Genomic DNA, 13,110 nt, shown 5'->3' with positions numbered 1-13,110 from the left:
TTTACTGTGGTTTATAATTATAAATTTACTTTAAATAAAAAAAATCCATTCGCATAACGAATGGATTTTTTTACATAATTCCCATATAGGAATTTAGTTTTTAGAAATTAAGCATCTAAATCAACTGTAGTTCTGCTTGCAATTTCTTTATAAGTACCGTTTTCTAATTTTTCACGAATAGCTTCAAATGCTGTTAACGTTTCATCAATATCAGCAAGTGTATGTGAAGTTGTTGGAATCATTCTTAACAAAATAATTCCTTTTGGAATTACTGGATAAATTACAATCGACAAGAAAATACCGTAGTTTTCTCTTAAATCGTTTACCATTACCATTGCTTCTGGAACACTTCCTTGTAAATAAACTGGTGTTACACAAGTATTTGTGTCTCCAATATTGAAGTTTCTAGAACGTAATCCGTTTTGTAATGCGTTTACATTTTCCCAAAGTTTATCTTTCAATTCAGGGTGATTACGCAATAATTCTAAACGCTTCAAAGAACCAATTGTTTGAATCATTGGTAATGCTTTTGCAAACATTTGAGAACGTAAATTATATTTTAAATAATCAATAATATCTTGATCTGCAGCTACAAAAGCTCCAATATTAGCCATTGATTTTGCAAACGTAGAGAAATAAACATCAATACCGTCCTGAACTCCTTGCTCCTCACCTGCTCCAGCTCCTGTTTTACCAAGAGTACCAAAACCGTGCGCATCATCAACTAATAAACGGAAATTATATTTTTCTTTTAAAGCAACAATTTCTTTCAATTTTCCTTGTTGTCCTCTCATTCCAAAAACACCTTCGGTAATAAAAAGAATTCCACCACCTGTTTCTGTAGCCATTTTAGTAGCACGTTGCAGGTTTTTTTCCATACTTTCAAGATCATTGTGTTTGTATGTAAAACGTTTACCCATATGCAAACGAACACCATCAATAATACAAGCATGAGAATCTACATCATAAACAATAATATCGTTTTTAGTCACTAAAGCATCAATAATAGACACCATTCCCTGATAACCAAAATTCAATAAATAAGCCGCTGGTTTCATAACAAACTCAGCCAATTCATTTTCTAATTGTTCGTGGTATTTAGTATGTCCGGACATCATACGAGCTCCCATTGGGTAAGCTGCTCCGTATTGTGTTGCAGCATCAATATCCGCTTGACGAACCTCCGGATGATTTGCAAGACCTAAATAGTCATTCAAACTCCAATTTAAAATATCTTTTCCACCAAATTTCATTCTTGGACCAAGTTCACCTTCTAATTTAGGGAATACAAAATAACCCTCAGCTTGTGAAGCCCATTTTCCTAATGGCCCTTTATTGTTCTGAATTCTTTCGAATAAATCTTTTACCATAAATATATTTTGAAGTAATAATTTTTATTTATACAGGGTGCAAAAATAATGATTATTATTCTAAAATAGAGTCAGGTAATTATTTTTATTAAAAAATATTGCCATTCGTCGGTTACAAGAAAAAAAGGCGTTTTCACAATCCTCGTTTTACAAGTTAAAACTTACTAAAAAATCACTTATAGCAAAATAATGATCAAAAAAATAAGTAATACATGACTTTTATCATAATAAAAGACAAAACTGTCTTTTAAATTTACTTTAGATTTAAAACTAAAATAAAACCAAACTATTATGAAAAAGAAGTACAAAATTTCCAGTAAAATGCGAATTTTCCTTTTTACAATTTGCACCATAATGATTGTTACATCCTGTAAAAAAGAAACAACTCAAAGCGATTACACTAAAATTATTACAAACGGACAAATGGAAGCCGAACTTACGGCACCGCCCAAAGTTCCTAAACCTATTGGCAATAGATCTGCGATGAAATTAAAGGTTAATATGGAAATAAAAGAGCAGGAAGGCACGATGACTGATGGTGTAAAATATACTTATTGGACATTTGGCGGTTCTGTTCCGGGAAGTTTCATTAGAACTCGCGTTGGAGATGAAGTCGAGTTTCACCTAAAAAATCATCCTGACAATAAATTGCCTCATAATATTGACCTACATGCCGTTACTGGTCCCGGTGGTGGAGCAACTTCTTCATTAGTAGCTCCGGGTCACGAAAAGGTATTTAGTTTTAAAGTAATAAATCCTGGTTTATATGTATATCATTGCGCGACTGCACCTGTAGGAATGCACATTGCGAACGGAATGTACGGTTTAATTTTGGTTGAACCAGAAGGCGGACTTCCTCCCGTTGATCGAGAATATTATGTTATGCAAGGTGATTTTTATACGCAAGGCGAATATGGCGCAAAAGGACTTCAGCCGTTTGATATGAATAAAGCAGTTAAAGAAACTCCTGATTATGTAGTTTTTAATGGTAAAGTTGGCTCTCTGACTAACGGAAATGAGCTTACCGCAAAAGTAGGCGAAACAGTCCGTTTATTTGTTGGAAATGGCGGTCCAAATCTGGTTTCTTCTTTTCACGTTATTGGCGAAATATTCGATAATGTTCACGTAGAAGGCGGCGCACTAATCAATAAAAATGTCCAAACGACTTTAATTCCGGCCGGAGGTTCTGCTATTGTTGATTTTAAAGTCGAGACTCCCGGGAATTTCATTTTGGTAGATCACTCCATATTTAGAGCATTTAATAAAGGTGCTTTAGGAATTCTGAAAGTTGAAGGCAACGAAAATAAAAAGATTTATTCCGGAACAATCCAGGAAGGAATTTATTTGCCTGAAGGTGGAACGATCCAAAATATGCCTGCCGTTAAAACAGCAAAAATAGCAATTCCGAAGAGAACAATGGCTGAAAAAATAAAAATTGGAAAAGAAATTTTCGGGACAACCTGTTTTGCCTGCCATCAATCTGAAGGACAAGGAATTCCAAATGCCTTTCCTCCTCTTGCAAAATCAGATTATCTAAACGCTGATTCTAAACGTGCTATTAAAACAATTTTGCATGGTTTAAGCGGCGAAATAACCGTAAACGGGAAGAAATTCAACAGTATTATGCCAGCGCAAAACTTATCTGATGATGAAATTGCCAATGTTATGACGTACATCTATAACAGTTGGGGAAATAACAAAACTGAAGTGACTCCTGAAATGGTAAAATCACAACGATAATAACCTGAATAACATGCAAAAAAGCATTTTAATAATTATTCTTTTTCTCGCTCAAATTCCATCTATAAGTGGGCAGGAATCGAAAATGGTTCCGATAAAAGAGGGCTTTTTTATCCCTCTTTACGGAGCTACAGCAAAAAAACCTGTAAACGTCAAATCATTCTATATTGATGTATTTCCTGTAACGAATGCCGAGTATTTGAGCTTTCTTAAAAATAATCCAAACTTTAGTAAATCCAAAATAAAAGGAATTTTTGCCGATAAAAGTTATTTATCATATTGGAAATCTGATTTTGATTTTGGAAATGCAAATCCAAAATCTCCCGTCGCAAATGTTTCATGGTTTGCCGCCAAAAAATATTGCGAATGTCAGGGAAAACGTTTACCAACAATGGATGAATGGGAATATGTGGCCATGGCCGATGAAAAAAAAATCGATGCCAGAACCAAAGCAGAATTCAACAAATACATTTTGTTCTGGTATGAAAGATCAAAAACATACGAAAATTCAATTGGCAAAACCTTCAGAAATTATTGGGGCGTTTATGACATGCACGGATTAGTATGGGAATGGACCGCTGATTTTAACAGCATTTTTTTATCCGGAGAATCGAGAAAAGACAAAAGTGCGGATAAAAATCTTTTCTGTGGCGCTGCTTCTGTCAATGCAACGGATTTAATGGATTATGCCGCTTTTATGCGATACGCGTTTAGAGGAAGTCTTAAAGCTCAATATTCGACGCGGAATTTAGGATTTCGATGCGCCAGTACAACAAAACTATAACAACAAAATCATTAAAATGAAAAAATCAATAATTACGTTTTTTATTCTTCTTTTTACTTTACAAAGCTGTAAAGATCCCAAGAAAGAAGTAACTAAACCTATAGCAAAAACCAAAGAAATCACCGATTTATCAATTTATAACTTGCCTTCGCAATGGACTACTCAGGATGGAAAAAACATCGAACTCAAAAGCCTTAAAGGAAATATTCTTGTTATGGTTATGATTTACACTTCCTGCAAAGCCGCTTGTCCAAGATTAGTCGCAGACATGAGAGATATTGAAAAAAAACTAGATCGGAAAACCAAAAAAAATGTCAAACTTATTCTGGTAAGTATTGATCCAAAAACAGATACTCCACAAAAATTAAAAGCTTTTGCGATAGCCAATAATATGAATCAAAACCCTTGGATTTTTCTTCGTTCGACAGAAGATAATACGAGAGAATTTGCTGCGGTTCTGGCAGTAAATTACAAACAAATATCTCCTATGGAATTTTCACATTCAAACATTATAAGTGTTTTTAATACTGATGGCGAATTGATATTTCAGCAAGAAGGTTTAGGCGTAAATAATAATGAAACAATAGAAAAAATAAACCAAGAAGCTCAAAAAATATAAATTAAAAGACTGATTCGTAAAAACGCAAGAGAAGATTTAATTAACTCTTGCTTTTTTTATTCATTATCGAACTAATAATCAACATCAAACCAGTGATTATAAAAACACTAGTTCCAAAAATACTTTCATAATATCCTAAAAGCAATCCCATATTTTTATAAAAAAGTAAACCTTGCAAAAACAATAATATTTCAGTTAAAACATATCCCAAAAAGAAAGATTTAATTCCAATTTTAAACCAATAAGATTGGCTTGGCAAAAGTTTATTCTGAATCAATATTCCCAATAAAAATCCTGTGATGATTCCTAAAGTTGTTAAGTGAATAAATCCAATAACCCAATTTCTTATTTGATGCGAAACCTCAGCAAGATTAGGAAATACCAACATTAATTGTATTCCGATTTTCAAGAATAAAGACCATAATGCTAAACCGTAAACCCATTTTGCTGTTGAATCTAAATTTGTTTTGAATTCCTTTATTTGAGGTTTAAGCATCTTATAGAAATAAACAAAAGAGAGCAATTGCAGCAAAACTCCAAATGTATTAATTGCTCTTAAAATATTACTTTTAATGTACCAACTTATAGGAAATGCAACCCTAAAAAAAGTAGCAAGAATAAGCAATACCCAAAATATTTTAAACTCATTTACAGCTATTTTACTTTTGAATTGTTTTAGAAACAAAGCCAAAACCGCAAATAAAAACCAACCATTAAATTGAAAATGCAAAAAGAATTGAATCGCAATTTGATAAAAAGAACTTTGCTTTCCTAACATATTTATTGCTGGTCCTAAACACCAAACTCCAAAAGTTGAAAAAACCATGAATAAAATTGCCGTTTGCAAAAGTATTCTGTCGCACATTCTGCCAATAGAAAAATCTCGCCAAACCAACCAGCAAAAAACATAACTTAAGAAAATATGCAACGTCGAAAATACAATCGAAAACAAAGCATATCCTTGAATTAGAAAAGAAATCATCATGCCGATAACGCTAAATTCAGTAATCCAGAATAATTGATTATAAATTGGTTTTTGACTTTTATTTTTTGGAATAAAAAAATGAACAACCAAAACGTAAATCATCAAATAAACCCAACCCAACATCGCAACATGAGAATGTGCATGAAGCAGATAAATATAATTTATGCTTTTTAGTGGAAACAAATATGAAAAACGCATCAATAATCCCATAATTGATGCTATCAGAAAATTAAAAAAGCAACATACTATCCAACTTTTTCGAGAATTCATATCGATTTAGTTTTATTTCTTTTAAATAAAAATGCACCAAAAGCAATCAATTTAAATATGATTCAATTAGTGCATTTTCTTAATTACATTTTTTTATTTTTAAGCGAATTCTGCTTCTAAAATGACAGCTTTTGGAAACAAAATATTATTCTCAAGATGAATATGTTTATGCAAATCTTCTTCAAATTCTTTTAGCATTGCAAAAGTTACTTTATAAGTTGTACATCCATCGCTTGGCGGAGTATAATCATTCGTCAAAAGTGCAATTTCTCTAAAGCGATCTCCCTCATTATCATGTTCCTGCATCATCATCGCAATTGGATTTGAAACAGTTCCAAAAGATGGCTGAGATAAAACTCCGTTAGATTCTTTAGTTTTTACCATTCTTTTGATAAAAGGAAATAACATCAATTCTTCTTTTTTCATATGTTGAGAAAGCTCACCCGCACCCGCCGTAAACAATTCATTTATTTTGAATAATTCCGGATGACTTCCGCCATGAACACTACATAATTTATCCAAAAACTTCACAAGAACACCCGTTTTATCTTCAACATAACGATGATGGGTTTTCTCGATATAATCTACCAATAAATCTAAAGGCCATGAATTAAAATCAATTGTATTACCTCTTTCAGACTGAAGAACATCATAAACATTTTGCAGTAAAATATCTGCGTCTATTTCTTGTTTTTCACAAACTTCATCAATAGTTCTGTTGCCTTTACAGCAAAAATCAATTTGATATTTTGTAAAAACTGCAGCTGTTCTAAAATCCTGGGCTACAAATGAACCAACCGTTTTATTTTTTAAATTTTCCATTTTAGTTTTATTTAATTATTATTTACTTGAATCAACAATAAAAGATAAATTTATCTTTTATTGTAATATTAAAAAACTCTAACACTCAAAAGCATTAGAGTTTATACTTTATTCTACTATTAAAACGCCTTTCATCATGGCAAAATGCCCAGGAAAACTACATAAAAAGTTGTAAGTTCCTTTTTTATCAATTGTAAACTCGATTGTATCTTCTTCACCTCCACCAATTAACTTAGTATGAGCAATAATTGATGCTTTTTCTGAAGCAGGAATATAGTCAGTGTCTTTTGCAGCGATTGCTTTTGAAGCAAAAGCAGCTTCGTCTGTACCTTCTTGCAAAATCACAACATTATGTCCCATCGCTTCTTTTGGCGTTTGTCCAACGTGTTTTAGCGTTAACGTAATTGGTTTTCCGGCAACAGCGTGTAATTCCGTTTTATTAAACTGCATCTGATCGTTTCCTTCAATAACAATAACATTGCTTACAGCTGGAGTTTCTCCTTCTCCAGTTGGTTCACTAACTTCTGTTTGATCATCTGTTGGTGTTGTTTCTTTTTTTCCACAAGAAGTTATTGCTAAAAACCCCATTAGCATTATCATCGAAATTTTGATTCTTTTATTCATTATATTAAGTATTTAAATTATAATCTTTTATTCGCTTTTATTCGCTTTTATTCAATATTTTCAAATAAAAATCTCCAGAATTTACGCCCGAAGCCAACTGTTCTAATGTAGTATTGGTGAGCATTGCCAATAACAATTCACGGATTTTTTTAAACTCATTATGAACCGGACAAGGATGCGTTTCTGAACATTCTTTTAGCCCAATACCACAACCTTTATATATAGTGTCACCATCAATTGCGTCGACAATCTGTATTAACTTTATCGTTTTTACAGCTTCATTCGAAACTTCAAAACCACCACCTACTCCTTTTGCCGAAACAATGATATTATTCTTCGTAAGAATCTGCATTATTTTGGACGTAAAAGGTTCCGGAGAATCAATTTCTTTTGCCACATCTTTTATTCCAACCCGAATCCCTTCTGAAGATTTGGTCGCAATAAATATAGAAGCCCGAATGCCGTACTCACACGCTTTTGAAAACATATAAAAAGGATTAAATTCATTACAAATATATTTAAACCTTTATTAAAAGACAAATTTATCTTTAATTAGTTTTTATAAAAAATATCTTATTTATAATCAAAATAATTAATATCCGTAAAAAGACTTATTTAAGATCAAATTCCCATAAAACCAATTTTAGTTTTACCTTTGGAAGTATCTAATTTTTTAATACATAAATAATGGCTTTAAGCACCTCCAAAGATTTAAAATTAGCCGTTCTTATTGATGCCGACAACGTTCCATACAGCAACGTAAAAGGTATGATGGAAGAAATAACAAAGTTTGGAACACCAACCACAAAACGTATATATGCAGACTGGACTAAACCGAATTCTAATGGTTGGAAAGGTGTTTTACTAGAACATGCCATTACTCCTATTCAACAATATAGTTATACTGTTGGAAAAAATTCCTCAGATTCTGCCCTGATTATCGATGCAATGGATTTGCTTTATTCCGGCAAACTAGATGGATTTTGCATTGTTTCAAGCGACAGTGATTTTACACGTCTGGCGATTCGATTGAGAGAATCCGGTATGAAAGTTATTGGTATTGGAGAAAAGAAAACTCCAAACTCCTTTATAGTTGCCTGCGACAGGTTTATTTACATTGAGGTTTTGGACGGAGCAATTCAAAAGAAAAAACCAAAAGTTACGACTACAACAGATGCTAAAAAACCGGTTGAAAAACCTGCCGAAAAAGCGTTGCACAAAATCGACAAACAAACCATAGAACTTATCGAAGCCACGATCGAAGACATTGAAGACGACGATGGCTGGGCTTTTTTAGGCGATGTTGGAAACTTAATCGTAAAGAAAAAACCGGAATTTGACCCAAGAAATTATGGTTTTTCTAAGCTTACGCCAATGCTAAAATCGTTGACTGATATTCTTGAAATCGACGAAAGAGAATCTGATAAGAAAGGCATTAAACATGTTTACGTTAGATTACGATTCAATTAATTACTAAATTATTATTACCTATTAAAATTTTGAAAACATGAGAAAAAAATTCTTTATCTACGGATTCTTATTGTTTCTAATCGTTGCTACAACTTATTATTATACTGATCGAGGTTTTTTATTGGTTATTATAATACCAATACTTTTGGTTATTGGAGTTTATAATACGCTACAGAAAAAGCATGCTATTTTAAGAAATTTTCCTGTTTTAGGATATTTCAGATATTTGTTTGAAATGATTGCACCAGAAATTCAGCAATATTTTATCGAAAGATCTACTGACGGAAAACCTTTCTCCAGAAATCAACGCTCTTTAGTGTACCAAAGAGCCAAAAATATAGATTCAAGTACGCCTTTTGGAACACAACAAAATCTAAATCATGACAGTTACGAAGGTATAAAACACTCTATTTTTCCGGCAAAAGTAAACGAAGAATTACCTCGCGTATTAGTTGGAGGAAAAGATTGCAAACAACCATATTTGGCTTCTTTATTTAATGTTTCGGCAATGAGTTTTGGTTCGCTTAGCGAAAATGCCGTTCGCGCCATTAATATTGGTGCTAAAAAAGGAAACTTCTATCAAAATACAGGAGAAGGTGGTTTAACCGAATTTCATCTTGCCGGCGGCGGAGATATTACGTGGCAAATTGGTACAGGATATTTTGGTTGTCGTGATGCCGAAGGGAATTTTAGTCCTGAAAATTTTTCAGAAAAAGCCAATCTTCCTAATGTTAAAATGATAGAAATTAAGCTTTCGCAAGGTGCAAAACCTGGTCACGGTGGTGTACTTCCGGCAGCTAAAAATACAGAACAAATTGCAAAAATAAGAGGAGTTCAACCTCATACCATGATTCTTTCGCCTCCGGGACATCATGCTTTTTCAGACATAAAAGGACTTATTCATTTTATTGCACAATTGCGTGAATTATCAAACGGAAAACCAATTGGATTCAAACTTTGCATTGGAAATACAGCCGAATTTGAAGCGATTTGCCACGAAATGATTGCCGAAGATATCTTCCCTGATTTCATAACTATTGATGGTGCCGAAGGAGGAACCGGAGCTGCTCCGCTGGAATTTGCAGATGGAGTTGGAATGCCTTTTGAGCCTGCTTTAATATTTGTAAACAAAACTTTGATTCGCTTAAATATCCGTGATAAAATACGCATTATTGGTAGTGGAAAAATTATTTCGGGTTATTCTATTTTGCATGCTATCGCTTTAGGAGCAGATATGTGTAATAGTGCACGTGGTTTTATGTTTTCACTTGGCTGTATTCAGGCATTGCGTTGTCACAATAACGAGTGTCCAACTGGAGTTGCTACTCAAAATAAAATGCTGATGAAAGGTTTGGTTGTCACCGATAAATCAGATCGTGTTTATCATTTTCATAAAAACACACTACATTCTGCAAACGAACTTTTGGCTGCAGCCGGCAAAAAGAACTTCTCAGATGTTGATCCGAGTATTTTTATGCGTGGAGACGAATTTGCACACCTTTCAGACCTTTATTTCCCTGATATTCTAACAAATGTTACGAAGCATTAGAAAACAAAAAAGCCTCTTTGAAATTTAGCAAAGAGGCTTTTTTATTTAAAGTTTTTATATTTTTATTTTAAGCTAAAGTTTTGCCGTCTCCTTACCGTTTGTAGTTCCAGCTTTACCTTCTAAAACTGCTAATTCTTCTTTATCGACCATTTGCTGAGCAAGAATAATATTATTATAAGATAAAAAATACACATCAAACTTAACTCCTTCTTCTATTAATTCCGGAGAAATCTGATCATTTTTAATCATTTCTTTCAGCAAACCCGGAAAAGTTTCCTGATAAGCCAGTTTGTTTGCAGGTGTTCCTTCTAAATTGGTTTCAATTCTAATTTCAATTTTACTGTCATTCAAAAATGCTTTGGCACTTGTGCTAACTACATTTCCACCTTTTATAGAAGATGTAGTATTATAATTGCTCACATGTTCCTGAATTTTTTGCTTCGTGTTTTTACAACTTACAAGCAACAATACAAATGCAAAAAGAAATGCGATTTGGGTAATTTTTTTCATAATTTTTTGGTTTTTAGGTTATTTTTTAACTCAAACATAACAAACTTACAACACAAAAACAACATTCGTTGCAAAAAATAAAAAATGTAATTATTTGACTACAACTTAATTACAACCAAAATGCAAAGTATTATTAAAAATAAAAAAAGTCCCTTTAAAAAAATTAAAGAGACTTTTAATAAACATAAATCGACTTATTATTTCATTAATTCAGCCAATTCTTCTTTGTTAATTATTTTCTTTGATAAGACTGTGTTATCATCGGCTAAAAAATAGGCATCAAATTGTACTCCTTCTTCAACTAGTTCCTTTGGAATCTGATTTTTAGCAATCATTTCTTTCAATAACACAGGAAAATCTTTATCAGCAACTAATTCATTTGCTGCTTTTTTTTCTAAATCAGTTTCAAAACGCAATTCAATTTTATTGTCATTTATATATCCTCTCGCAGTTGTAAGCGTAACATGATCAGCCTTAAAACTTTTGGCAGCAGCATTATAAGAAACAACATATTCCTGAAGTTTTTGTTTTGTGTTCTTGCAGCTAATCAGCATTAAAACAAGAATAATGGCAAACGAAATTTGTGTTATTTTTCTAATCATAATATTTATTTTAGTTTCTGAAGTCTTAAAAGCGCTTCAAGATAATAATAATCCGCATAATTTATAGAACAATCAATTTCGCTTCCTGCAGGTTTATGTCCAGTTGAATGAAGCAAAAAAGCAGAATTAACATCGTGACTTTGATAATGATCTGAAAGTGAAACAATCATTTTTTTAGACTTGGTCAAATATTCGTTTTTCAAACTTTTATCTTTTGTATATGAACTCAATTCAATAAGTGCCGAAGATACAATTGCAGCCGCCGAAGCATCCCTTGGTTCATTTGGAATTCCAGGTGCGTTAAAATCCCAATACGGAATTAAATCATCTGTTTTTAATCTATCCAGATATACTCGTGCTAATTTATGAGCAAAATCTAAAAATTTAGGATCTTTTGTCTCTCTGTAAACCATAGTAAAACCATAAATCGCCCACGCCTGACCTCTCGCCCACATACTATCGTCACTGTAACCCTGAGCTGTAATTCCTTTTATTTTCTTACCCGTTTCATAGTCGTAAATCAATACGTGATATGAAGAATTATCCGGTCTGAAATGATTATTCATAGTAGTTTCGGCGTGCTTTACAGCAATATCATACAACTTTTTATTTCCTCCATTTTTAGAAGCCCAAAAAAGCAATTCTAAATTCATCATATTGTCTATAATCGTATTATGTCCGCCATATTTATTATGCGGCCATGATAAAATTGTTCCAACTTTTGGATTAAAAAGTGTTGCCAAAGTATCGGCTGTTTTTAGGATAACATCTTTATAAGCAGGATTTTTAGTCAAACGATATCCGTTTCCAAAACTATTAAAAATCTGAAAACCTAAATCGTGATCATTTGCTTTGCTTACAGATAATGGTTTTAAAAACTGACTGAACTTATCGGCTTCTTTTTCCCATTTTTTATCTCCTGTTGCTTCATATAAATACCACAATTCTCCTGGCCAGAAACCACTTGTCCAATCTTTATAATCAACAAATTTCCATTCCTTGCTTCCTGTTGGAATACTTCTTGGAGAAGTTCCATCATTCGGAATCACTTTTAAAGTTTCAGAAGCCTGAGTTGCGCAATATTCAAACTGCTTTTTAATATTAAAGGAATTGTCTTTTTGAGAATAACTTATATTTCCCAGAAGAAACAAAGTCAAAATCAGCGCCGTAAATCTTGTATTCATGTGGTTATTTTTTGATAGAAGTTTATAGAATCGATAAATTTATAAAATAAGTCGAACCAATCCGAATCTTTGTATTTTTGTTTACCCAAAAATGTACTAACGATACCAATTAAAGTTACAACTTGAGAAAATCCAGAGTCTATTATTCCGTTTTATTTCTAATGACAATTTTTCTTGGAATTATGTCACGGAAAATTCCTCAAGTACCTTTAATTACTGGCGATTTTCTATATGCTGTTATGATTTACTTTTTAATAAGAATCCTATTTCCAGAGAAGAAAATCTTATACATTATAATTACGGCTTTATTAGTTTGTTACAGCATCGAGTTTCTGCAACTTTATCAAGGAAACTGGATGATAGAACTCAGAAAAACACTTTTTGGAAGATATGTCCTTGGGCAAGGTTTTCTTTGGAGTGATATTCTGGCTTATACGTTTGGGGTTGCCGTTGTTTCTAGTATTGAAAGAATTGTTTTGAAATACAAAGCTTTATAGATCGTCATCTTTATCAAAGTTCTTTACACCCTCGTAAACCCGACAGGTTTTAAAAACCTGTCGGGTTTGGCTCTACAGAAAGAA

14 protein-coding genes are annotated in these 13,110 nt (G+C 32.7%); 6 read left to right on the top strand and 8 right to left on the bottom strand.

Annotated features, from left to right (window positions below):
* Positions 1 to 107 precede the first annotated feature (107 nt).
* Entirely contained in the window at positions 108 to 1,370 is a 1,263-nt protein-coding gene (locus tag WN975_RS01605; RefSeq protein WP_099711537.1) for a pyridoxal phosphate-dependent aminotransferase family protein, read from the bottom strand.
* Positions 1,371 to 1,661: 291 nt separating this feature from the next.
* Here WN975_RS01605 and nirK point away from each other — a divergent pair, with 291 nt between their 5' ends.
* Genes nirK through WN975_RS01590 form a run of 3 tightly spaced genes read left to right on the top strand, consistent with a single transcriptional unit; the run spans position 1,662 to position 4,513 of the window.
* A complete protein-coding gene (nirK, locus tag WN975_RS01600) occupies positions 1,662 to 3,110 on the top strand; it encodes a copper-containing nitrite reductase (protein ID WP_337964908.1) in 1,449 nt (482 codons plus the stop codon).
* Positions 3,111 to 3,123: 13 nt separating this feature from the next.
* Positions 3,124 to 3,894 (top strand): formylglycine-generating enzyme family protein, encoded by a 771-nt coding sequence (locus WN975_RS01595; protein ID WP_337964907.1) that lies wholly within the window; start codon positions 3,124 to 3,126, stop codon positions 3,892 to 3,894.
* Positions 3,895 to 3,910: 16 nt separating this feature from the next.
* Positions 3,911 to 4,513 (top strand): SCO family protein, encoded by a 603-nt coding sequence (locus WN975_RS01590; RefSeq protein WP_337964906.1) that lies wholly within the window; start codon positions 3,911 to 3,913, stop codon positions 4,511 to 4,513.
* Positions 4,514 to 4,553: 40 nt separating this feature from the next.
* On the opposite strand, the gene WN975_RS01585 is transcribed toward WN975_RS01590, so the two are convergent.
* From WN975_RS01585 to WN975_RS01570, 4 genes are all read right to left on the bottom strand, one after another.
* On the bottom strand, positions 4,554 to 5,768 hold the full coding sequence (locus WN975_RS01585) for a hypothetical protein (protein ID WP_337964905.1): 1,215 nt from the start codon (positions 5,766 to 5,768) through the stop codon (positions 4,554 to 4,556).
* A gap of 99 nt (positions 5,769 to 5,867) precedes the next feature.
* Positions 5,868 to 6,590, bottom strand: a complete 723-nt coding sequence (gene ric / locus WN975_RS01580; protein ID WP_337964904.1) for an iron-sulfur cluster repair di-iron protein — start codon at positions 6,588 to 6,590, stop codon at positions 5,868 to 5,870.
* 108 nt (positions 6,591 to 6,698) lie between these two features.
* Positions 6,699 to 7,214: an azurin gene (gene azu / locus WN975_RS01575; protein WP_337964903.1), complete on the bottom strand. Its 516-nt coding sequence runs from the start codon at positions 7,212 to 7,214 to the stop codon at positions 6,699 to 6,701.
* A gap of 37 nt (positions 7,215 to 7,251) precedes the next feature.
* Positions 7,252 to 7,701 carry an Rrf2 family transcriptional regulator gene (locus WN975_RS01570; RefSeq protein ID WP_337964902.1) on the bottom strand — a complete coding sequence of 150 codons (450 nt, stop codon included), beginning with the start codon at positions 7,699 to 7,701 and terminating at the stop codon, positions 7,252 to 7,254.
* Positions 7,702 to 7,901: 200 nt separating this feature from the next.
* Between WN975_RS01570 and WN975_RS01565 the strand changes: the two genes are divergently transcribed.
* Both WN975_RS01565 and WN975_RS01560 read left to right on the top strand, forming a co-directional pair.
* Positions 7,902 to 8,684, top strand: a complete 783-nt coding sequence (locus tag WN975_RS01565; protein ID WP_337964901.1) for an NYN domain-containing protein — start codon at positions 7,902 to 7,904, stop codon at positions 8,682 to 8,684.
* A gap of 37 nt (positions 8,685 to 8,721) precedes the next feature.
* Positions 8,722 to 10,233 carry an FMN-binding glutamate synthase family protein gene (locus WN975_RS01560; RefSeq protein ID WP_337964900.1) on the top strand — a complete coding sequence of 504 codons (1,512 nt, stop codon included), beginning with the start codon at positions 8,722 to 8,724 and terminating at the stop codon, positions 10,231 to 10,233.
* Positions 10,234 to 10,305: 72 nt separating this feature from the next.
* Here the strand turns inward: WN975_RS01560 and WN975_RS01555 are convergent, their stop codons facing one another.
* The 3 genes from WN975_RS01555 to WN975_RS01545 all read right to left on the bottom strand — a co-directional run bounded on the left by WN975_RS01555 (position 10,306) and on the right by WN975_RS01545 (position 12,529).
* On the bottom strand, positions 10,306 to 10,743 hold the full coding sequence (locus WN975_RS01555; RefSeq protein WP_337964899.1) for a hypothetical protein: 438 nt from the start codon (positions 10,741 to 10,743) through the stop codon (positions 10,306 to 10,308).
* Positions 10,744 to 10,940: 197 nt separating this feature from the next.
* Positions 10,941 to 11,345, bottom strand: a complete 405-nt coding sequence (locus tag WN975_RS01550) for a hypothetical protein (protein ID WP_337964898.1) — start codon at positions 11,343 to 11,345, stop codon at positions 10,941 to 10,943.
* Positions 11,346 to 11,350: 5 nt separating this feature from the next.
* Positions 11,351 to 12,529 (bottom strand): glycoside hydrolase family 88 protein, encoded by a 1,179-nt coding sequence (locus tag WN975_RS01545; protein WP_337964897.1) that lies wholly within the window; start codon positions 12,527 to 12,529, stop codon positions 11,351 to 11,353.
* Between the two features lie 182 nt (positions 12,530 to 12,711).
* On the opposite strand from WN975_RS01545, the gene WN975_RS01540 reads away from it, so the two are divergent.
* Positions 12,712 to 13,026 carry a DUF2809 domain-containing protein gene (locus WN975_RS01540; protein ID WP_337964896.1) on the top strand — a complete coding sequence of 105 codons (315 nt, stop codon included), beginning with the start codon at positions 12,712 to 12,714 and terminating at the stop codon, positions 13,024 to 13,026.
* Positions 13,027 to 13,110 lie beyond the last annotated feature (84 nt).

The organism is uncultured Flavobacterium sp. (genome assembly GCF_951805225.1).
Classification (GTDB): domain Bacteria; phylum Bacteroidota; class Bacteroidia; order Flavobacteriales; family Flavobacteriaceae; genus Flavobacterium.
Note: the sequence above shows the minus strand (reverse complement) of the source record. Positions and strands in the feature narration are given on the sequence as shown.